Consider the following 22,208-nt stretch of genomic DNA (forward strand, 5'->3'; position numbering starts at 1 on the left):
TGTCTATTTCTCTTTAGCCTGATTCACGGTGACGTTTAATCATCATGAAATCAGCTATTGATTTGCTTAAATATTTGCTAGTATTTGTGAACAAATCTCCAGCCCAAATTGATGTGAATCATCGCCCCAGTTACGCTCGTCATAATCTTCTAGATTTGCTAGTGAATCCGCAGTAAATAAAATTTGCGCAAAATCAACATTACGAAATTGTGCACACGCCGCTAAAGCCGCACATTCCATCTCGACAGTTGCTGCACCTAATTTGCGAAATTGCGTCACCTTTTCGGAGGTCTCTCTGAAAAATCCATCCGTCGTCCAAGTGATGATCTCATCACTTGTCATCCCTAAATTAACAATTTCCTTTTCAATTCGCGTTAAAAAGGCGGACTCGAGGTTAATCAATCTACCGGGTTCGACATAGTGAAATGACGTCCCCTCGTCTCTGATGGCACGAGTGGGAACCAACATTGTGTTTTCCGGTAGGTCCTCTAAAGCACCGGCAGTCCCAAATGCCAAGACATTTTCAACACCGTAAGCAATTAACCAATCAAGTAATTGCGTTGCTGCAGGCGCACCGAGAGGAGCTTGACAAAGGGTCAGTTTTTCATGACCAATCTCAACTTCATAAACATCAGGACAAAAAGAAATAGATTCGAAAGTGCCCAAGATTTTGTGAGCGTGCTGACTAAGAAAAAGGTCAATTTTGTCTTTAGAAACAAACGCATAAAGCAATTTCGAATGAAACTTAAACGGTGCGCGTTCGTGATTAGGCTCGAGTACAGCATGAGGGTCACGATCAAAATTTAGAAAAAAGGGTTCTTCAAACATTAGACTTCCTCTACCAATCAATTTAAATTTTAGCTGGGTATATATGAGATACAAAATAGCAGCGGGACATGATTCTGATTTCTGTTCGCTTTTTGCGCTCTGATTTAAAATGTGCTCAAGCCAACTGGGTGTCGCGTATTTAAGCGTGAATCTTGCTGCACTGATATGCATCAATCTTCCCGTTTAAATACGAACACCCAACCCGTTGCCTTTGCGCTCTGATTTTGAAACGTGCTACGAAAGTCTGACAACTCCGCTTAAGCCAGCAATGAATAAGTTCAAAGAGCGAACTTTTTCATTGCTTTCTTAATGCTCATTGTCAACCCGACTTTCTTCGCGCTCTGATTTAAAACGTGCTTAAGCCAACTGGCGACAGTGAATTTAAGCGTGAATCTCACTGTGTTAACACGCATTGATCTTCTCGTTTAAATTCATACCGCCAACCCGTTGCCTTTCGCGCTCTGATTTTGAAACGTGCTGTGAAGTAACTGCTGGTACGTAATTTAAGTGAAAATCTTGGTGTGTTGACACGCACCAATCTTTCCACTTAAATTAATACCAGCAACCCGTTACTTCTCCGCGCTCTGATTTTGAAACGTGCTGCGAAGCGCAGTTAGTTCCGGTTAAGTTCAACCAGTTTAAATCTTAAAACCAAGATTTTAACTGGTTGAAACTTAATCCTCACTAACTACCCGCGCTTCTCCGCGCTCTGATTTAAATCGATAACGCCATCTACTGTTTCCAAGAAATCTGGTCGGGCGAAATGATGGCTGACGACAATTAACGTAATATCTGTCATTGCTAATAGGGCTGACTCAATATCATAAGCGGATTTTTGATCTAGAGATGCGGTTGCTTCGTCGACTAACCAAATACGCTTGTTCTGGTAAACACCGCGGGCAATGGCAATTCGTTCTCGTTGTCCGCCGGAAATATGACGGCCTGATTGATCGATCATCGTCTGCAATCCATCTGCAAAGATCGACATTGTTGCATCAATGCCACTAAATTTTAACGCGCGTTCCATAAGTTCGTCATCCTCATCTGCACCGAGCGTAATATTGAAATTTAACGAGGCCGAAAAAATATGCGGATTTTGAGTAATATAAACAATATTCTCATTTAAAGTTGCTGAATCAAGCTTCGAATATGCGACACCGTTAAGATAAACTTGACCGACTAACGGAGCGATGCGCCCAGTTAAAATGTTCAAAATTGTACTTTTGCCAACACCGGACTTCCCAACAATGGCATACTTATTATTGGTCGCGAATTGATAAGTTAAATGCTCAATAATCGGCTGTTCTGAATGATCATATGAAAAACTAACATTAGCTAATGAAATTTCACTGGCGATATTCTCATTAAAACTTGTTTTGACAAAATTTGTATGCTGGAGATCTGTAAAAGTATACTTGGCAAAAATTGGCTCTACCGTTTTCATCTCAATCACATTGGCCATTAAACCGGTCAAATTAGCAAAGATTGTTGCCGAAAAATATCTGGCCCCATTAATGACGCCGACAGGAACGAGTCTCGCGAAGAACAAAAGACACGCGTGCCCCATGACAATTACCTGGCTCGTTAAACTGATAAAGTTAGAACTCCCCATCATCAACCCACTGACTTTGGCTTGATGAACCTTCGCCTACGCTAAATCTTCAGAAGACTTATTCGTGATCTTTTGAATGACACTCTTGCGATTAAGTTGCATCAAATCATCGAAGCCGGCAAAAATATCCGTGAATTTCGCCGTGAAATGCTCAGCAACTTTCGTCGAATGCAACGTTACCGCATTCATTTTAGATGTAAACAACTTGGGCACGGTAAGCATCACCACCAACAACACGCCAATGGTAATTATCATCGAATAATGAAATTGAATGATGACCCCGATACTCATCAAAATCGTTATCGCCTGCGAAATAACCAAGGCCAGCGTTTCAAAACCATAATCGTTAATAGTACTGATATCATTCGTCACCCACGAAATATAAGTGGCAACGTCAGTGTGATGAAACTGTTGATAATCGGTTTTAATCAAATTAGCCGTTATCGCGTTTCTAATGTTCGTATCCATCGTTTGGACAGCGCGTTCAAGTGCAGCTTGGCTGGCCGCGATCTGAATACCCCAAATAATATTTGTGCCCTCTAGAATAATCAACCACATGATGACCGCTTTCGCATCGAACTTGACGATACTAGTCACGATATTCGCACTTCCCAAGCCATACATTGTGACGCATGCAGCACCTAACACTTGCCAAAAAAGAACCAATAAATTTAACTTTGGCTCTTGTTTAAGACACTTCCATAATGACATTAAATTCCCCCGATACCAAATTGAATAACTAAACTTATTTCAGTATACGGTTTTGTAAATGAATGGACAAGATATTATTAAATAAAAATTAGCATTAAATTATAAAAAATTGAAATAGGTGGATCATCATGTTACGATCACTTTGTCGTGAATAGGAATTGTCGTAAAAACTTTGGCACCAGTTGGTTTGCTTTTTAAAATGTATTTAAGACAACTGGTCACAGTAAATTTAGTCATTAAGAAAGGACATCAGTTAATGAAAGTTATAGCCGTTTGTGGCAGTTTGAAATTTAAAGATGAAATCATGAGAATCACTGAAGCATTAACGCTACAGGGAAACTGCTTGTTGAGCATTATCTATCCCACTAAAGCCAACTTTGATGATTATTCCGAAGCAGAAAGAGCGCAGTTTGCAAAAATGCATCGAGAGCGAATCAGAATAGCAGATGCGATTTTAGTTGTGGACGTCAATCATTATCTTGGTAAACAAACTCAAAATGAAATTGAATTTGCAAAAAGATTGAACAAAGAAATTATTTATTATACAGACTGGGACAACGCGTTCGTTCAACGGCCATGACTATCTGTAAATATAAACTGACCTCTCCAGAATTGCGGATAAAAAGATGGTAAGCATTTTAAAAGTCTCTTTTAATTTCGTCTAATTTTAATTTATCCATTAATCCGTTTGATGCCAACAGCCACAGTGAACGATCAACTTTCGGCCACTCTAGCTTATTTCGATTGCATGCCTCTAAGATTTCTCGTTGAGCGGTACTAACATATTTAGTATAGTTTTGTTCATAGTCAGTTGCGTAAAGTCCCCCCGAACGGAATAATGTCCTGGCATCATGAACATCAACAGGTACTAAGACGTTTTCCAAATGTTCCAATCGACTTATAAAAATCAGCGAACTGCATGCTCTAACTAGCATTGCCGAAATTTTCGGTCCATATCCCTTAAACGCCTGGATCTTCTTTAACAATGTAACTGCATCATTCGTACTGTTGAATACATTCAGCGGCTCGCCTTTGTATATTTTACAAAGTGCCTTACTATTTTCCAGCCATGCTTTCGCCATTGCGTTTGGATATCTTGATCCTAATGGTGTAAGTATCTCTCGTTTAATTGACTGTTCATCCATTGTAACAATCTTATTTGGAACAAAGTATTCTGGATGTGTATTGTATAAATTGAGTGCTTTACTATACATCGCACTCGATTTTAGTCCGTGATCATTAGAAGCTACAAAAAATAGAAAGCGGGCGTGTTCAATCGAACCTTTTTCTACACAAGCTGGAATTTGATTCTCTATTAAATCCATTTTTGCTTCTGTTATACCACTATCATCCGTACTATCATAAATCTTGTCAGCTCGTCGAACGACTTCGTCAATTCTGTTCGTATCAACAATTAATCTATTTTTCTCGAATTTCTTTAAGCGTGAATTAACAGTATCTTACGCATTATCAAATTGCTGTTCAGCATTAATTACAATGAAACTTTCGTCTTTTGAGGCCTTATCACAATAATAATCATTGATTTTCTTCAAAAAAGCGCGACTTTCTGGAGTAACCGAACAAGACTTGCTAGTCTGGTATTTAGATGTTTCAGTTGAAATTTTAAAGTAGAAGGTTATATCGGGAGTTTGAAATAGTTCGTTTATTTCTGCAACAAAATCATCATCAATACTATCCGTGTTCGTCAACTCTGCTTTTCGACCAACTAGTGCTGAATTTATATCATGATCCCGTATCACAATCTTGTTCTTTTTGAGAGCTGATAACGTAACACGACTATCCGTGAATAACTTATCACTCGCAGAGCAGTACGCATAAATCCCTTCATCTTTTTCATCACGTAATCTCTTTAAAATTGAAGTTTTCACGGCACTATTAATTCCTTCAAATGCAATCAGCATAATATCATCTTCTTATTCTCTTTGCTACTTTTCAAGTTCTTAATAACTTTTTCACCAAATTAGGTACAGAGATTAGAATAACCATTTGCCATATTAGATTAATAAAAAATTTAGTTCTACTAAAGCAATTGGCATTACAAGGTCTCTCGTCAAATAAATTGTCTTGATAAAGCTCAAAATACTTTAAAATAAAAACTACCTTTCAAATCAAATACTTTTAGTCCGGTATTCAGATAAAGTCGGGTAATAGTCTATAACGTAATCAATAACCTGAGTTTTAACTCAAGTTCGTGCTGCGTATCGATTTAATATTTCTAAAGACGGCATAGAGTCCATTCGTTTAAATCAGTCACTTGGTCGAGAAAGTACACACTTGATTTCGTGTGAAAATAAAATCCTTCCAATTAGAAAAATCCGCAAATTTCAGGTTATTCACCGCAAAAACTTGCGAATCTTTATTAGCGTTTAAACTTACAGCCACCATTCTGGTGTGAGTTCTCCCATGGTCATGACTTTACCAGATTCATAATCCATCAATACTTCAATCTTTTGATACTGCTTTTCCATAAGTTGCACCATAAATTCCCGACAAGCACCACAAGGAGCACCACCTTTGCCATCTGACATCACGGCCAGAACACGCGTAAATTCATACTCACCGTTAGTAATCATCGTCATCAAGGCATTTTGCTCCGCACAAACACCTAGTGAACAGGATGTATCGATACAAACACCAGTATAAATTTGACCCGTTGTTGATAAAACAGCCGCTGCTACACCGCCAGCCTCCATGTGATCCGAAATTGCATGAAAGCCTTGAACGTTTTTAGCAGCCGCGTACATATCTTCCCATTGTTGATCCATTTGCTAACCCTCATTTCTTATCTGTATAATAATTGCCATATTTAATGCCATCATGTCCGATTAATTTTTCTGTTGCCAAATTAAATCCCATTTTGAAGTGCTGAAATTCTTTCATAACCATAATTCAGCAACAACATCTTAATGACAATCGGCGTTGACTCAAAGTTGGTAAACATCAAGCCTGTTTATAATTCGTTTAGCCCTCTTTAATCTTCTCTTGAGTCGCTTCAATTAATCTAAATTATACCTGAGTGATTTTTGAATAACAAACACAGTATGTCATCATGCTCACAATGACATACTGTGTTTGAAGGAATGACTAATATTTTCAAGAGCAGCAAATTCCGTTGTAGCATTACTTCTCTCATTATCAACCACAAGTTGATTGGCAAAAGCAACAAATAATCGTACGTTAAATACAAGGAGATGAATAAAATGCTTATTCAAACTATTTTAAAAACTAATCGAATTAATCATCATTTTACTCAAGAACAAATCGCGGAGAAATTACATATTACGACCCAAGCCATTTCTAAATGGGAGAATGGACAATCTATTCCATCAATTGACAACCTTGTCTTATTATCCGACCTATACAATGTTTCAATTGACGAATTGGTTCAAGGTAGCCCATTTTTTAAAAAACCAAGAATTGTTGGCAAAACTTTCAATTATAAAAAAGGGATTCTATTTCTCATTAGCTGGATTTTAATCGCTTTATTTTTAACTGGTTTTGGTTATCAACCACTCTGGGTCTTTATTTTAGTCATGTTAATTGGCATTGTCTTAGTCTTACCGACTATTTTTTCAGATTACTGGATTATTGATCAGAAGTTTATTGAGATTCATCAATTTGATCATCATCCATTGCTAAAAATAATTGAATTAATTACTGGACTAAAAAATCCACAACGAATCCCCTATACTGAAATTGATACCTTTGAGATTATTTACAATTCAAAAGTGAGATTGTCACCCTTTGATCTCAATCCAGATTACTTCTACGTCGCCGTCAATTACCACAATCAAACTATCGACCTGAATTTAGATACTTCACCAAAAGAGTTCTTACCCCAATTTGCATCCTTTTTGTCACGCCAAGGTATACAGATCGTCGATAAATCGAATATCATCACGTTATTAGTTACTGACACCCCGCTATATGAACAACTAAGTACTCAAAAAAACAGCGATTAATCCTGCATTATTTTATTGGTGTAACCAATTATTATTTTTAACATTTAATTTAGACGTTAAACCCCCGCTATTGATTGCTAGCGAGGGTTTGTTAAACATAACGTTAAAATGATTTTTTTAATAAATCTTGCGCACAACGCATACATAATATCGGAGCATTTTCAAATTCCAGTTCTTTGCGTGGCCTGTTTTGCATTTCCGTTGATTGCGGTGGAAATTTCCACTTCGTCCAAACCTCTTCATAAGATGAAATTGTTTTACCACAATTATCACATTGGAATTCTTTGGTTGTTGAATTATACATTTTAGTTTTTCCTTTCAATGCATATAGTGAACTGCCGCGAAAACTTTGTAGCAAACTTCATCATTTCTTGATTCGTCCGCGCCAAACAACCTGAATCATGGCAATGATCAGAAAGAAGATAGCGAGAACACCTAACGCTAGGATGCGGTTACCAGAGGTTTGAGTTTTGATTTCGCGCAAACGCTTATACACCAGTGCCTTTAAGGATAAATTCATGATGATAATCTTTCGTGACAGTCATTTCAACGGTCATCGAGCAACCAAAACTTGAAGTCTGTCAAGGCGTGTGTCGCTATCTGTAAAAATAGATAGTGATTTTTTACAATACATTGTCATATATTTAGCCATTCTTGCAACATTATAGTTTGGTCAAATTTTTGAAGTAAACTGTGATCGCTCGTACGTTTGATAAAAATTAAATTGATATTACTACCACCAAGAATGCTACTAACAATTTTTCGCGTATAGATAGCTTTTATTATGAATAACAATTACTTTAAAATATTTTAAGGTAGTTTTTATTCAGGTTGCTTCACCAACTGCTAAGCACTTGGTGAAACGCTGTTTGATTTCTTGGTCAACTCGATGTTCAATATCAATCACAGTTCCTGGATAGTCTAAAATAATCCTATTTAAAAGGTCAGCATTATGGCTATCAAGACCTGATAAGGCTTCATCTACAACTAAAATTTGTTTGTGATACAACAATGCGCGCGCAACAGCAAGACGCTTGATTTCACCACCAGATAATTGATACTGGCTCGAGTCCAATAATATGTCTAGAGAAGCTGAATCAGCAAACTTGTTCAGGCCAACTCGTTGTAAAATAGTGATTAAATCAGCATCAGGATTTTTATCGCCTAGAGTTAAATTGAAACGTAAAGTATCTGCAAAAATAAAAGGTGCTTGTTCCACAACTGCAAAATTCGTCTTAAAATTAGAGGAAAAAATTTGTGAGTAACTAATCGTGCCTGCTTGAATATCTAGCTCGTTCATCAGTGCGCGTATCAATGTAGACTTGCCAGAACCGGATTCTCCTTGAATTAAGATACGATCCCTGGGTGCAATACTAAATGTTAGATTGGAAAGCAAGGGGTGTTGATCATAACCTATTGTCACGTTGGCGGCGTCAATTAGATCTCGTTGTTCAGGGACAATGATTGGTGATGTTGATACTGGTTCACGCGTACTATTATCGAAAACACGAGTGAATAAAGGCTCAGTTGCTTGCATGCGGTTATAATAAGTTACAAGTGAAATCAGTGGTGTTACAACACGATCTGCCGCCATATAAACTGTCAGTAGAGCACCTAGAGTCATCCCACCATTCATTACAGCAATAAAACCATAACCCAATGATAGAATTGTTGAAATATTGTATAAAGTACGTACACTGATACCAGAAATTTCTTGACGCAAATCCATTGTGAAATAAGCATCTTCTTCACTTTTTAAAACACGCTGGTGCCGATTAAAAATTATTGGAATAGCATTATAATGTTTGACCAGCTTACGCGCATTTAAATCGTCCTCTAAATTGTCAGTATAACTTTGGTTGGTTTGTTGCCATTTTTCTGAACCTGTCTTTAACCCCTTTGCAGTTAATCGTGGAACAATTGTCGGCAAAAAACCTAAGCCTATGAAAACTAAACCTACTTGCCAATTAATACTCAAAAGAAAAACTAAAGTAATGCCACCCTGAAATAAACAATAAATAAAATGAACGGCACTGTACACAAAATCAGTTTCGATCTTTTTTATATCATTCAAAATAGTAGCAACGTATTCACTATTGCGAACGTTGTCGTTGCCATCCTTATATGCATGCTGAAATACTTTTTGCTTGAGTTCTATATTGATTTTTTCTCGCAAACGACCGTAAAAATATGCGTAGGGAACTTCAGCAATATTAATCAGTAGAAGTAAAGCGCCCCAGAATAACAATATTTGTGGAACCTGCCCATAATGTTTCTCAGTAATGGAATTTGTAAACAGTCCCATATAGTGTGGACCAACAATTCCATCCAACGCAATGATTAATGAGCTAAGCAAAGTGCCTAATACAAATATTGTCTTGCCTCGAAATAATCTTAGTATTAATTTAATCATAATGTTCACCTGTTCTATTGTTGTTATACTCGTGTGGTCAGAGCAACGAAAAGAAAGCTAGTTAGAAATTATTAAGAACTTGTCTTGACTCCACGTCAGGTGGTCTTCAGAATATGCCAAAAATAGATTCATTGCTATTTTGCAATTGTAAAAGAATGTAGTTTATTTTTTGTAGTAATAAGTTTTCGAGACTATTCTTAACATCAACTCAACAATTAAAATCTCTCAAAGGAACCATACTTTCGTTCATAACGCAGCGCGGCATTAAAAATAAGTAAGCCAACGCCGAAAAAGATCACGTTTACAACGAGATAGGCCAACACAGTTACTAATGTTATCTTCTGGTCAAGATATAAATCACGCACAATCTCAATTCCTAAGCCAAAAGGTAGAACGGCTTGAATCCATGATGTATACGGAATGGCAACATTGGCAAAGATTAGAATGACACCTTGAAGCACCGTGGCCCACTGCCCAATATTCTTAAAAACCAGTGAACCTGCTCCTAAAACGAGTCCCAGACCAAACATCCCTAGATTAGCGATACAAGAAACTAACATAACCAAGAACACAATCTCAATAATAGTGAGCACTGATCTGCCAACAATTATTGCAGTGGCAATACCGACTAACAACAAATAACCAAAGGTAATTAAATTACTAACCCAACTTCTAATCAACGTCAAAAACCATAACGGGAACTTAGACTGCATTTCCGTTTCTAAAATTCCAGCACGCGAATCAGTTTCGATGGTTTGCATCGACAAATCCATTGCCATAACGCCTGCATTCCAAAACATAAAGCCAATTAAGACAAGCAAAACACCATCATGAGTATGATAACTAGAATTAATTTCAGAAACATCGGCAAAAAACAAAACAGCAGCATACGCAATCGTAAAAATAACAAAATCACTCAATGTTGCCAGCAAATATTTACGGCGTGTTTTAACTTCCATCGCAAGTTCTATTTGCATCATATGTAAAACCGTATTCGCCCTAATCATCTAATTACCCCGATTAAATAACTGTTCATAAACTTCTTGCAGCTCAGCTTCACTAAGAGACTGATCCAGTGTTTTCAAAATATGTCCCTCTGCAATCAAAATATATTGATTGGCAACATTGGCAAGCAAATGCGGATCATGAGAAGAAATAATAATTTTTTTAGTTTCGGTGTTACCAACGGTGCGAATTAAATGCATCAATTTAACCTGAGCGTCAATATCAAAACCATTCGAAGGCTCATCAAGTAATAATAAGCGCGCATCAAGCGCAACCGCCACCATTATTTCTGCTTTTTTCTTTTGACCTGTTGACATTTGATCAATATCTCGATCAAGCAAATCTTCAATCTGAAAATCTTTCGCAATCCGTTGAAGTGATTCTAAGGCGCGCGTTGGTGATACTTGACGCAATGCAGCAAAATAACGCAGATTATCCTTAATCGAGAGCTTATTTCTCAACCCTCGCTCGCCAGTGGGCACATAATAAGCATTGTCTCTTGACCACGAACTGTAATCATCGACCTTAGAAGTAGCGCTATCTTCAAGAAATAGTTTGCCAGAATTAGGCGTTGTGATCCCACTCAACAGACGCATCAGCGTTGACTTTCCCGCGCCGTTTGGACCAATCAAGCCAATTATTCCCGGTTGGTTCAGTAAAATTTCAAAATCTGCACGATATAAAACCTGACGATGACCATAATATTTATCGATTTCTTGACCAACAATTTTCACAGTGTCACTTCCTCAATCCTCAAATTATTAATTCACGAACTAAATTAAAACTAAATTAGAATCAAATTAAATTGACATATATCTTATATTCTATACTAAAACGTCTAAAATGGATATCACTAAAAAGATTGTGTGTATGTTTGACCCAAAACATAAAAGCCCCGCCCAATCACAATTGAATGTGACTGAACGAGGCATCATTTGTTCAACTAGCGATCTTTTCGCTTAAGCGGTACATTGGCAATCGTGTCATTTACTCAACCTTTTTGCAAGATCATCTTTGTTAATGGAAAAGCCACTGTTCGAGTTGTTATCAAAGTTGTTATTTGTTTCATTAGCAAAAAAACAAACGCAAGTGAACCATTTTTGTATCTTGTAGAAAGCTCAATCAATAGATCCATTAATTCAGACAACATTTATTTGTCCCGATAAGCTAACTAGTCAGAAGTTTTACCGAGATTATTTTGCACAATCGCAGCTTTTGACAACACATTACTCAAACAAAAAAAGCACACCATCATATTGTCAATGATGATGTACACAAAAAACTATTCGATTTGTCTAAAAACTATTCAGCTAGTTCAAGCGTCTGAAATTGCTGTAACAATTGATACGTCGCCTGATACGCACCGCAAGCATCCGCTGGCACGCGATAATCGTCGGTCACAGTCTGTAGCCGTTTAAATTCAGGCGTAAGATCAGCTTGGAGATCATGCTGTAACTTGGCGACCATCGCAACGAATAATTCACGTACCTCAGCCAATTCGGGATGATGTGCACCGTGAACCTTAACGATCTGAGTTGTGAAGAAATTTAATTTAGGAAATTCTGCTTCGATAAATTCTTGATTGTCAATTTGTGCTGCCATATGAATTGCCTTCCTTCTTTGAATTGACTACAGCATAACGCCAATCCACCAAGAAATAATTGACCCACATCAAGTTAACGATTTTTTAGTTGCTTTTCTAAATCGGCTCGACTGTTACGCTCATCTGTTGCGATTATTCGATCAATAATTAAATATAAGTTTTCATATTTTTGGTACTCAGTATTGTGGTCAGACATGTAAAAACTATTTCTCTTTAGAATTCAGTTTAGAAACACTATCAACACTATCATTCCAAAGTTCGTCTGGACTATATCTATCATTACTAGCTATGATCACTGTCCCGTCATCCATAATTCTGGGATTTGCACCTTGCCACATTGCGGTTGGGCGCAAGATTAAATTTAGTCTCTTCCCCTTACCTTTGCTTGGACTCCATGCGTCTAAATAATTTTTCATATAATGACTCCTTAAATATCTCTTCTCTCCGTTATCAAATGTAATCTCCAAAATATTACTTGCGTTACTAACTTTGACGGCTTTAGGTACAGTATTTTCAACCATATTGATTCACTCCTTAATTACTCTGAATTATTGTTTTTTTATTTTTACTTATCCATCTTTGAAGTGCTGAACTACTTAGTCCATTTTGTGACGACCATTGAATCATTTGAAAGTTTGAACCATTCTTGAATACAATAAATGCCGGAGTTTGACTAAAACCATATTTACGTTTAAATGACGACCATTGGCCGCTGTGATGATGCAACGCAGTTATATTAATAAAATACATATGATCGACCACCTTTTCCTTCCTTCTACATTTATAGAGCATCGCATTGATTCGGCTATCACTAATATAATTTTAAACTAGAAAACAGTTACCACTGTTAACTTTCTGTGATATCATTTAATGAGAGATATCACAATCTAACCCAGAACTATAATCACGCTAGTAATAAAGAATATTAGGTATTTATAAAGATGTTTTCTCTTCATATCCGATCACTCCTTCTCAACAAAAACAATTTACAACTAATACTGTCTTCTAAATCGATTTGTCCGTTTTTCTTGACACTAATATCTAGGGAGGTACGATATGAGTAATTATGGGAGCACATTTCGTAGAATAAGACTGGGCAAAGGGCTGTCACTCGAAAATGTATCAAAGGGAATTATGTCTAAGCAAGGATTATCTAACTTTGAAACAGGAAAGACTGACATTCGGATATCATTGCTAATAGATTTATTAAACCGTCTACAGATCTCAATTGAAGAATTTGTTCATGATTGTGAATTTCAAGATAGTCATCAACAGTCTATTGAGAAGCTACGATTACTTTACCTGCGACATAACACTGATGGTTTAGCATCATGTTCAAAATATTTTCAACAAAAATTCCTTACGTCAAACAATAAACAATTCTTGCATCTATCAATTATTGCTGACATTTTACTTAGCAACTTACAAGATAGAACCATTCCGATAGCTGATACATTGATACTGGTAGATTATTTAAAAAAAATTGAAACATGGGGTGTATATGAAATTGAACTTTTTGGAACGACCTTAAGTGCCCTTCCTATTCGTAATGTAAAGCAAATCGGTAATCTTATTTTGAAAAAAATCCCGACAATTGACGAAGCAAATACTTTTTCAAGATATCAAGCGTCCTACCTATTTTTCAATATTATTTCTTATCTTTTTGACCATAACGATATTCAAGATGTTCCTCAGATGCTTCAATTAGTCAACTCGATACACAATTGTAATGACTTACACTCTTCTTTTCTACTTACCTATTATCATGAGCTTTTTGATTACTTTATTGGCATTGTGCCTTCAAGCGATAAATGCTGGCATTGCATTCTAATTCTTAGAGATTTAGGTAACGCAGAACTTCTCGACGTTTATTCTCGCGATTTAAAGAAACGTGAGTTACAAAGAAGTTATTTCCAAAGCTCAAGATAAATTAACCAAAATAACCCCCACAATCTCAAAAGGGGCAATAGAACTCTCAGTTGAATGCTAAAAACTTCATAATGCAGCTTTTCGTCAGAATTGTGGTTTCCATTCTGAAATTTTAAAAGGAACCACTTATGGAGTTAACACTCACAAAAATAATATCATGAACTTTTTTTGTTAACATTTTCTCCATAAACCAAATGTTTTTCCAACTCAAGACATAGTTAATCGTGACAAAAAGACGTTAGTAATTATTTAAACATCAATTTAACAACCCACAATAAAAAAAGTTTCTTTAGTCAATACCAAATAATCGACCGGTAGAAATTGGCCTAATAACATTTTTAAAATCGCATAAACAAATTAAGCCTCATCCAATCACAATAAAATGTGACTGAACGGGGCTTAATTTGTTCAATTGGCTATCTTTATTGTTTAACAGTATTTACTTTCCAATGTAATTTGAACCAATCTAGCTGGTTATTCTCAGCCGATTCAATGAGATTTTAAAATCAGCATGATATAAAACCTGATGTGATACACAAGATTGGTCGATTTTCCAATCAACAATTCTCAAGGTTCTTCAATTAGCACGAATAACCAATGACGGTGCAATCATTGCGCTCAATCATCTAGAGAGATAATCTTCGAGTACAAATCTTGTAATTCTGGATCCAGGTGATGCGTTACTTCTAATAGAGTTAAGTTATCATCTAACAACAATCGCCGATCGATTGCTTGTGCTGTTTTGACATCCAAAGCAGACGTGACTTCGTCTAGACAAGCGATTGCTTTTGGCGCGAAGAAACTTCTGGCCAAACCCAGTCTTTGTTGCTGACCGCCAGAAAAATTACGGCCATTTTCCGAAATTAGCATTTCTGCACTACTTACAAAGTCGACACCGGCTAAACTCAACGAATGATTTACACTCGTCATATTAGGATGGTCAGCCCAAATCGTCACATTATTGACAACACTGTCATTAAATAAATAGTTGTCTTGATCAACATAATGAGAAATCTGACTAATTTGACTGCTACTAAGATCACGCAATTCAAAATTATCAATTTTAATACTGCCTTGATAGCCTCGCAATTGTCCATTAAGAATCTTCAATAACGTACTTTTACCTGAACCACTATGACCAATGATGGCTGCCTTTTCATTCTTTTTAATTGTAAAGTTAAGCCCAGAAATAATTGGCTTCCCATCGATTTGATAACCTAAATCTCTTGCCGTAATTTGATGCGCGAAATTTAGTGTTGTCTGGTGCTGGTCGCTCATACCTTCTGGTTGAAAGCCATCAATCAATGGGTCGGTCGCTTTAATTTGAACCTGCTCTTTACTCAAATGTTTCAGACTATTGAAAATACTTGCAGCAATACTACCAGTAGAACTAATCGCGCCAAGAGGAATACGGCCCATAATTGCTAAGACACTCGTTACGACATCAACTAGCATTTGACAGATAAGACTAATTAAATTAATCCCAGTATCCACCTGATCTTCAATACGCGTATAATCAACTTTACTCGTGGCATATGAACGAGCTGCAATATCGGTTCGACTTGGCAATACCCTTAACTTATTCGCATTAAAGAAAACATTAAAACCATTTAAGATATTCGTAATTTGATTCGAAAAGACGCCATTAGCCTTAGATAATTCATCCGTTGCCAAACTTAATTTTTTGCGAAACTTCTTAGGCAGTGTCAACATCACAACTGCCAACACCAAGGCTGTTATCAATAACAGGTAATGATACATAGCTAATGCAATGGCCGCAAAAATAACCGTTGAGAAATCACTAACGAGACCAAAGAAATTGTGAAATGAGTTGTTCTCTATTATTTCTGCATCGTTAACATAATGTGAAATATATTGGCCAATATTTTTTTGATGAAATTGATTAATATCTGACTGAGAAATTTGTGTAGAGATATCTTTTTTCAAATCAATCGACATGTTTTGAATTAATTTCTCTTGCGAAATATCTTGAAAATATTCGCTAGTCATGACAACCAACCAAGTTAACAAATTAATCCCCAGCCAAAAGAATAATTTAGGTAAATTCTTTTCAAAAATAGCATTCGTTGAAAATGTGAATAAAACCGACGTGATCGTGTTTAACAAAGTATTGAGAATCAGCCAGACGATATTTAATATTGTTGACTTGCGATGATGATGCAAATATTTCTTCATAAGTTATTCTCCATTAATTATTGTCTAATTTTAAAATTCTTCAATAAACGGTTAGTTAAGCATAATAATATTCTAATAAATAGCAATAATCAACATCAGATTAAAAGACATCGATTTTGTCATATTTGGGTTAAAATACTGTTGTTAAAACTTCTATTTCAGAAATATTGGAGGTAAATTCTTATGAATCAGCTACTTTCTTTAAATTGCCTGAAGCCGCTTGAAATTACTAATGAAGAAAAAACTAAAACTCGAAAATGTGCCTTTTATCCAAATAAACAAGTTCCATAACAAAAACTCGCAAAATGCACTTATCATTCGACATTAGGAAGATGAGTGCATTTTTAATTTAATCAAAAATAAGGTTGTCCCTAATGACATCTTTAAAATCGTGCAAATTAAAAAAGCCCCACCCAATCACATTTTACTGTGACTGCGTGGGACTTAATTCGTTCAACTAGCTATCTTATTATTTGTAAGAAACAGTTGCGCCGACTTCTTCAAGCTTAGCTTTGATTTCGTCAGCTTCTTCAGGAGTAACGCCTTCTTTAACGATTGAAGGTGCTTTGTCGACAACGCCTTTAGCGTCTTTCAAGCCTAAGCCAGTGATTTCACGGACAGCCTTGATGACCTTAACTTTTTCTTGGCCAACTTCAGTTAATTCAACGTTAACTTCTGTAGGTTCTGCAGCAGCAGCAGCGCCGGCAGCACCAGCAGCAGCTACAGGAGCAGCAGCAGAAACGCCAAATTCTTCTTCGATTGCTTTAACTAAATCGTTTAATTCCAAAATTGTTGCATCTTTTAATTGATCAACAATTGCTTGTGTATCTAAAGCCATGTTATTTTCCTCCAAATAGAAAATTATTTTTTTGTTTGATTATGCATTATGCAGCTGGTTCGTCTTTAGAATCAGCAACAGCCTTAACAGCATATGCGACGTTGCGAACGGGTGCTTGTAATACAGAAAGTAACATTGATAACAAACCTTCGCGACTTGGCAATGAAGCCAATTCGTTAATCGTTGCAAGATCTGAAACTTTGCCTTCAATGATACCGCCTTTGATTTCCAATGCGTCGATGTCTTTTGCATACTTAGCCATAATACGGGCTGGTGCAACAACATCTTCATATGAAAATGCAATTGCAGTAGGACCTGCAAAAGTGTCGTCTAAGCCTTCGTAACCAGCCTTATCAGCGGCACGACGAAGATAAGTGTTCTTAAGAACCTTCATCTCAACACCTGCTTCACGTAATTCCTTACGTAATGCAGTAGCTTGTTCAACGTTTAAACCTAAGTAGTCAATAACGACAGCTGATTTAGCACGGTTGAATTTTTCAACGATCTCATCAACAGCTTCTGCTTTCTTTGCAATAATTGCTTCGCTCATTTAATTTCACCTCCACATACTAATTGTATCTTCTCACCAAACCAAATAAAAAATCTCTGTGTCCAAAGACACAGAGATTAACTTATCAGTTATCATCTGGCCTCGGCAGGATATTGAGACTTACGTCACCTGAGTCTTAGGTAGAAAATATTCTTAAATTAAGATAGCACTTAAAATCGATTGTGTCAAATTGACTCAGCGATTGATTAAAGTGTATTAGTATCGACGGCTAAACCAGGACCGAATGTTGAAGTTAACGTTACACTCTTCATGTAGTTGCCTTTAGCAGCTGCAGGACGTGCACGTAAAATAACATCGTTAAATGCCTTGAAGTTTTCCAACAACTTGGCATCATCGAAACTAACCTTGCCGATAGGTGCATGGATTAAACCAGCTTTATCAACACGATAAGTAACTTGTCCAGCTTTAACATCATTAACGGCCTTAGTAACGTCCATCGTAACGGTACCTGTCTTAGGGTTAGGCATCAAACCTTTAGGGCCCAAGACCCGACCTAAACGACCAACTTTAGCCATCATTGGTGGTGTTGCAACAGCGACATCAAAGTCCAACCAACCATCTTGAATCCGTTGTACTAAGTCGTCTGAACCAACAACATCAGCGCCTGCTTCTTCGGCTGCTTTAGCTTGAGGGCCTTCAGCAAACACGATGACACGTTGCGTTTTACCAGTACCATTTGGTAAAACAACGGCACCACGAATTTGTTGGTCAGCTTGTTTAGGATCAACAGAAAGATTGTAAGCAACTTCAACAGTTGCGTCGAACTTAGCATAGTCGATCTTCTTTAACAATGCGACTGCTTCATCAGCAGCGTATGTTTTATTCTTTTCAACTTGCTTTAATGCTTCAGTATATTTCTTGCCATGCTTTGACATTAATTTTCCTCCTTGCAAATGTGGTCAAATGGACGATTTTATTTGTCCTCCCACTTGATTGAACAACTTTCGCTGTTTATCCGACTGTCAAGTAGCTTAGTCGACTACTTCAAAGCCCATGCTTCTTGCAGTACCTTCAACCATGCGCATTGCTGCTTCTACATCAGCGGCGTTTAGGTCTTGCATTTTGGTCTCAGCGATTTGACGAACTTGATCTTTCGTTACCTTAGCAACTTTTTTAGTGTTAGGTTCGCCTGAACCGTGTTCAACACCAGCAGCTTTCTTCAAAAGAATTGCAGCTGGTGGTGTCTTTGTAACGAAGTCGAATGAACGGTCTTCGTATACAGTGATAACAACAGGAATAATCATACCTGCTTGATCAGCAGTCCGCGCATTGAAGTCTTTTGTAAAGCCCATAATATTAATACCGGCTTGACCTAATGCTGGACCTACTGGAGGGGCAGGTGTTGCTTTTCCTGCAGGGATTTGTAACTTAACAACGTTTGCTACTTTTTTTGCCACGAGACAAAACCTCCTTAGTCCGTGTTGTGGTTATGATGGAGATGTTAATTTCTCCTCCCACATGTATCAAAACATACTTGAATAATATAGCATACCTCTTGACAATCGGCAACTAATTTATGCTAATTTGTCAACTTGGTCGTAATCTAATTCTGTACTTGTTTCACGACCGAACATATCAATGTTAACCTTCAACTTCAGCTTTTCTGGATCTGCTTCAGTAATCTTACCAGTCAAGTTGGCAAAAGCGCCCTCGACAATCTTAACTGTTTCGCCAACAGAGAATTCAACGCCACTGTGACGTTTGCTAATTCCTAAGCTGTGCAAGATCTGTTCAACTTCACCATCTAGTAATGGCGCAGGCTTACTACCAGCACCGTGACTGCCAACGAAACCAGTTACACCTGGTGTGTTCCGGACGATGAACCAAGCTTGATCAGTCATCACCATTTCCACTAACACATAGCCAGGAAATGTTTTTTGCATTTCAGTTTTTTCTTTACCGTTTTTAATTTCATGTTCTTCTTGTTCTGGGACAATGACGCGGAAGATATTGTTCTCCATACCCATTGATGTTGCTCGTGATTCAAGGTTTGCTTTAACTTTATTTTCGTAACCAGAATATGTATGTAATACATACCAGCTCTTTTTGAGCGATTCAACCATTTGTGATCATCCTTTTTTTCAAAATAAAAAAACCTCGCACACAACGAAGTTTTTCCTCAATAATCTTATTCTAACAGACTCCAAGAAATAATCAATCAATTAACAAGTTACTTCAAAATAAAACGCGTAATCCCTTGATTTAAAACAAAATCAGCTAAAGCAAAGAATAATGCAAATAGAATTGATGTTGAAACAACAACCCAACTATCATGACGTGTTTGTTTCATCGTTGGCCATTCGACCAATTTCATTTCTTGTCCAACACTACCGAAGAATTTAAATAGTCGTTTCATGTTTACTGCTCCTTACTAAATTAGGATTAACGTGTTTCTTTATGCAATGTATGTTTACCGCAGTGCTTACAGAACTTACGGACTTCAAGACGTTCGGTGCGTTGCGTGTTTTCAGCAATCATATAGTTCCGTGAACCACAGACAGTACACGCTAACGCTACTTTTTTACCAGACATAGTTTACCACCTTAATTAATATGAATATTGTATTATAAGCGCGGCCAGAAAGCAAGAACTGCCCGTATTTTCTCAAGGATTGATTGCTGCAAATGCGACGCCATGTGCTCGCAAATAAATAACCTTAGCCATTCGTGTTTGACGTTTAAACTTGGCTTCAAAACTTAAGGCATCATGTTTGCTCGCGAATTCTTGTTGATATAATAATTTAACTGGACGTCGTGTTTTCGTGTACTTCGCCCCTTTACCGGCATTGTGTGTCGCGACTCTTTTGGCGACATCATTGGTTGAACCGGTGTAAAGTGTGCCATCAGCACATAAGACAACATAACAATAATACATCCTTTTAACTTCTTTCAGATCCATAAAGAATTTGTTGAACTTCTGGTTGGTACTGATTATCATCAGTATAAACAGTTAAAGGTGGTAAAATACGAACCCCATTAGGTCGGCCATCTTTGATCGCATCAATTAAAACCATGTTAGCTTCTCGACCGACTTTGGGATAAATAAATCGTAATTTTTTCACCGCAAAACGATTAGCTTGTAAAGCCGCCATAATCTCGTCTAAGCGCTCGGGACGATGAACCATGTACAAGTGACCATTTGTCTTCAATAAACGGCTACTGACGTTTAAAACTTGGTTTAACGTGGTCATGAGTTCATGCCGGGCAATGGCATAATGAGGATTGGGGTTTTTGACACTGTCAGGATGATCTGCAAAATAAGGTGGGTTACAAGTAACGACATCAGCAAAATCTGCACCCAGTCTTTGAGGTGCCTCTTTCAAGTCAAAGTTATCGACCACGACTTGGTTCGTTAATTCATTCAAGATTACCGAACGCTGTGCCATATCGGCGAGCTTTTCTTGAATCTCGACCAAATCAACTCGTTGTTGCGTGTGGCGACTTAAGAATAAACCGACTGCTCCATTCCCTGCGCATAAATCAACTAAGCGGGTTTTCTTGGTCACATGAGCAAAGTCTGCCAGCAGCACCGCATCCAGCGAGAATGAAAAGACGGCATCGCTTTGAATAATTTTCACACCGCCATTAAATAATTGATCCACTCGCTCGCTCATTTGCTCATCCCTTCTGCCGCCTTAAAAGTCACGGTAATAAATATTATTATACCAAATGATCTTTTTTTGATATAATCTTTTCGTTACAGATAATAAAAAACTAGGTGAAAAAATGTTTTATAAAATTATTCGACCGATTGCCCGCTTCATTGTCTGGGTATTAAACGGACACACCCACGTGATTGATAAAGATAAGTTACCTGAAGGTTCTTACGTGCTAGTTGCACCGCACCGAACCTGGTGGGAACCAATCATCTTTGCTTTAGCGGCCAGCCCGAAAGAATTCTCGTTCATGGCTAAAAAAGAATTATTTAAAAATCCAATTCTTGGTTGGATCTTGCGTCACGCGCATGCTTTCCCAGTTGATCGTTTTAATCCTGGTCCTTCTGCGATTAAAACGCCTGTCAGAACCCTTAAACAAGGTAAATTATCTTTAATCATGTTTCCCTCCGGTACGCGTTATTCTGCGGAACTAAAAGGTGGTGCCGCTTTAATTGCTAAATTGGCCAAAGTACCATTATTACCTGCTGTTTATCAGGGGCCGACAACTTTTAAAGACTTCTTGAAACACAAAAAGGTCACCATCGGGTTTGGTGAACCAATTATGGTTGATCGTAAACTCAAGCTAGATGAAGCTGGCTCTGACTTAATTAATCAACAAATGGAGACAGCTTGGCATGCCATTGATCAAAGAATTGATCCTAACTTCAACTATCAACCTGATCAAAAAAAGCTCGACCAAGAAAAGGCCGCCAATAAATTAAAATAATAATCACGAACAGGACTCGCAAACAAATTGTCTACGGGTCCTGTTTTTTGGTTGGAATTATTTGAATGTCGTTCTTGGTCAAAAAGACCTAGAACTGTTATGTTGATGTTTCTCCGTGCCTACGGGAAATGCGCTGG

At 37.3% G+C, this 22,208-nt stretch carries 26 protein-coding genes and 1 other annotated feature; of the genes, 4 read left to right on the forward strand and 22 right to left on the reverse strand.

Translation table 11 applies throughout. The annotated features are described in order from the left end of the window. Window positions 1-66 precede the first annotated feature (66 nt). The 3 genes from EKM65_RS04015 to EKM65_RS04025 form a co-directional block, all read right to left on the reverse strand. On the reverse strand, window positions 67-828 hold the full coding sequence (locus tag EKM65_RS04015) for a nucleoside phosphorylase (RefSeq protein ID WP_125605798.1): 762 nt from the start codon (window positions 826-828) through the stop codon (window positions 67-69). Between the two features lie 688 nt (window positions 829-1,516). Continuing rightward, entirely contained in the window at window positions 1,517-2,443 is a 927-nt protein-coding gene (locus EKM65_RS04020; protein ID WP_125605735.1) for an ATP-binding cassette domain-containing protein, read from the reverse strand. 33 nt (window positions 2,444-2,476) lie between these two features. After that, entirely contained in the window at window positions 2,477-3,151 is a 675-nt protein-coding gene (locus EKM65_RS04025; protein ID WP_125605737.1) for an ABC transporter transmembrane domain-containing protein, read from the reverse strand. A gap of 256 nt (window positions 3,152-3,407) precedes the next feature. Here EKM65_RS04025 and EKM65_RS04030 point away from each other — a divergent pair, with 256 nt between their 5' ends. Then, window positions 3,408-3,731, forward strand: coding sequence for a P-loop NTPase family protein (locus EKM65_RS04030; protein WP_125605739.1), 324 nt, complete (start codon window positions 3,408-3,410; stop codon window positions 3,729-3,731). Window positions 3,732-3,789: 58 nt separating this feature from the next. On the opposite strand, the gene EKM65_RS04035 is transcribed toward EKM65_RS04030, so the two are convergent. The 3 genes from EKM65_RS04035 to EKM65_RS04045 form a co-directional block, all read right to left on the reverse strand. After that, on the reverse strand, window positions 3,790-4,476 hold the full coding sequence (locus tag EKM65_RS04035; RefSeq protein WP_125605741.1) for a hypothetical protein: 687 nt from the start codon (window positions 4,474-4,476) through the stop codon (window positions 3,790-3,792). A 135-nt stretch (window positions 4,477-4,611) separates the two neighbouring features. Continuing rightward, entirely contained in the window at window positions 4,612-5,073 is a 462-nt protein-coding gene (locus EKM65_RS04040) for a hypothetical protein (protein ID WP_125605743.1), read from the reverse strand. A gap of 471 nt (window positions 5,074-5,544) precedes the next feature. Continuing rightward, window positions 5,545-5,937, reverse strand: coding sequence for a cytidine deaminase family protein (locus EKM65_RS04045; protein WP_164506808.1), 393 nt, complete (start codon window positions 5,935-5,937; stop codon window positions 5,545-5,547). A gap of 435 nt (window positions 5,938-6,372) precedes the next feature. On the opposite strand from EKM65_RS04045, the gene EKM65_RS04050 reads away from it, so the two are divergent. Continuing rightward, the gene (locus EKM65_RS04050) at window positions 6,373-7,134 is read left to right on the forward strand and encodes a helix-turn-helix domain-containing protein (RefSeq protein WP_125605745.1); all 762 of its coding nucleotides are present in this window, start codon (window positions 6,373-6,375) and stop codon (window positions 7,132-7,134) included. Between the two features lie 103 nt (window positions 7,135-7,237). Here the strand turns inward: EKM65_RS04050 and EKM65_RS04055 are convergent, their stop codons facing one another. The 6 genes from EKM65_RS04055 to EKM65_RS04080 form a co-directional block, all read right to left on the reverse strand. Further along, entirely contained in the window at window positions 7,238-7,438 is a 201-nt protein-coding gene (locus tag EKM65_RS04055) for a hypothetical protein (RefSeq protein ID WP_125605746.1), read from the reverse strand. Window positions 7,439-7,960: 522 nt separating this feature from the next. Beyond that, window positions 7,961-9,547: an ATP-binding cassette domain-containing protein gene (locus EKM65_RS04060; protein ID WP_125605748.1), complete on the reverse strand. Its 1,587-nt coding sequence runs from the start codon at window positions 9,545-9,547 to the stop codon at window positions 7,961-7,963. A gap of 215 nt (window positions 9,548-9,762) precedes the next feature. After that, window positions 9,763-10,554: an ABC transporter permease gene (locus EKM65_RS04065; RefSeq protein WP_125605750.1), complete on the reverse strand. Its 792-nt coding sequence runs from the start codon at window positions 10,552-10,554 to the stop codon at window positions 9,763-9,765. Continuing rightward, complete coding sequence (locus EKM65_RS04070; protein ID WP_125605751.1) at window positions 10,555-11,286, reverse strand: ATP-binding cassette domain-containing protein; 732 nt, start codon at window positions 11,284-11,286, stop codon at window positions 10,555-10,557. Between the two features lie 568 nt (window positions 11,287-11,854). After that, window positions 11,855-12,154, reverse strand: a complete 300-nt coding sequence (locus tag EKM65_RS04075; protein ID WP_225420389.1) for a hypothetical protein — start codon at window positions 12,152-12,154, stop codon at window positions 11,855-11,857. A 204-nt stretch (window positions 12,155-12,358) separates the two neighbouring features. After that, on the reverse strand, window positions 12,359-12,676 hold the full coding sequence (locus EKM65_RS04080) for a hypothetical protein (RefSeq protein ID WP_125605753.1): 318 nt from the start codon (window positions 12,674-12,676) through the stop codon (window positions 12,359-12,361). Window positions 12,677-13,211: 535 nt separating this feature from the next. Here EKM65_RS04080 and EKM65_RS04085 point away from each other — a divergent pair. Next, complete coding sequence (locus tag EKM65_RS04085; protein ID WP_125605754.1) at window positions 13,212-14,084, forward strand: helix-turn-helix domain-containing protein; 873 nt, start codon at window positions 13,212-13,214, stop codon at window positions 14,082-14,084. A 618-nt stretch (window positions 14,085-14,702) separates the two neighbouring features. On the opposite strand, the gene EKM65_RS04090 is transcribed toward EKM65_RS04085, so the two are convergent. The 10 genes from EKM65_RS04090 to EKM65_RS04135 form a co-directional block, all read right to left on the reverse strand. Continuing rightward, window positions 14,703-16,280 carry an ATP-binding cassette domain-containing protein gene (locus EKM65_RS04090; RefSeq protein WP_125605756.1) on the reverse strand — a complete coding sequence of 526 codons (1,578 nt, stop codon included), beginning with the start codon at window positions 16,278-16,280 and terminating at the stop codon, window positions 14,703-14,705. Between the two features lie 469 nt (window positions 16,281-16,749). Continuing rightward, window positions 16,750-17,118, reverse strand: coding sequence for a 50S ribosomal protein L7/L12 (gene rplL / locus EKM65_RS04095; protein WP_125605758.1), 369 nt, complete (start codon window positions 17,116-17,118; stop codon window positions 16,750-16,752). Window positions 17,119-17,164: 46 nt separating this feature from the next. After that, window positions 17,165-17,668, reverse strand: coding sequence for a 50S ribosomal protein L10 (gene rplJ, locus EKM65_RS04100; protein ID WP_125605760.1), 504 nt, complete (start codon window positions 17,666-17,668; stop codon window positions 17,165-17,167). A 38-nt stretch (window positions 17,669-17,706) separates the two neighbouring features. Continuing rightward, window positions 17,707-17,827: a sequence feature (ribosomal protein L10 leader region), on the reverse strand. A 47-nt stretch (window positions 17,828-17,874) separates the two neighbouring features. Beyond that, complete coding sequence (gene rplA / locus EKM65_RS04105; RefSeq protein WP_125605762.1) at window positions 17,875-18,564, reverse strand: 50S ribosomal protein L1; 690 nt, start codon at window positions 18,562-18,564, stop codon at window positions 17,875-17,877. Window positions 18,565-18,660: 96 nt separating this feature from the next. Then, a complete protein-coding gene (gene rplK / locus EKM65_RS04110) occupies window positions 18,661-19,086 on the reverse strand; it encodes a 50S ribosomal protein L11 (protein WP_125605764.1) in 426 nt (141 codons plus the stop codon). 117 nt (window positions 19,087-19,203) lie between these two features. Next, window positions 19,204-19,752, reverse strand: a complete 549-nt coding sequence (gene nusG / locus EKM65_RS04115) for a transcription termination/antitermination protein NusG (RefSeq protein ID WP_125605766.1) — start codon at window positions 19,750-19,752, stop codon at window positions 19,204-19,206. Window positions 19,753-19,859: 107 nt separating this feature from the next. Then, on the reverse strand, window positions 19,860-20,045 hold the full coding sequence (gene secE, locus EKM65_RS04120; protein ID WP_125605768.1) for a preprotein translocase subunit SecE: 186 nt from the start codon (window positions 20,043-20,045) through the stop codon (window positions 19,860-19,862). Window positions 20,046-20,071: 26 nt separating this feature from the next. Continuing rightward, window positions 20,072-20,221: a 50S ribosomal protein L33 gene (gene rpmG / locus EKM65_RS04125; protein ID WP_083479494.1), complete on the reverse strand. Its 150-nt coding sequence runs from the start codon at window positions 20,219-20,221 to the stop codon at window positions 20,072-20,074. 72 nt (window positions 20,222-20,293) lie between these two features. Then, a complete protein-coding gene (locus tag EKM65_RS04130; protein ID WP_125605770.1) occupies window positions 20,294-20,587 on the reverse strand; it encodes a GIY-YIG nuclease family protein in 294 nt (97 codons plus the stop codon). Continuing rightward, window positions 20,568-21,302: a tRNA1(Val) (adenine(37)-N6)-methyltransferase gene (locus EKM65_RS04135; RefSeq protein WP_125605772.1), complete on the reverse strand. Its 735-nt coding sequence runs from the start codon at window positions 21,300-21,302 to the stop codon at window positions 20,568-20,570. Before EKM65_RS04135 ends, EKM65_RS04130 begins: the two co-directional genes overlap by 20 nt. Before the next feature lie 112 nt (window positions 21,303-21,414). Between EKM65_RS04135 and EKM65_RS04140 the strand changes: the two genes are divergently transcribed. After that, window positions 21,415-22,071, forward strand: a complete 657-nt coding sequence (locus EKM65_RS04140) for a lysophospholipid acyltransferase family protein (protein WP_125605774.1) — start codon at window positions 21,415-21,417, stop codon at window positions 22,069-22,071. The last annotated feature ends 137 nt before the right edge of the window (window positions 22,072-22,208 follow it).

Source organism: Lapidilactobacillus bayanensis (genome assembly GCF_003946695.1).
Lineage (GTDB): Bacteria > Bacillota > Bacilli > Lactobacillales > Lactobacillaceae > Lapidilactobacillus > Lapidilactobacillus bayanensis.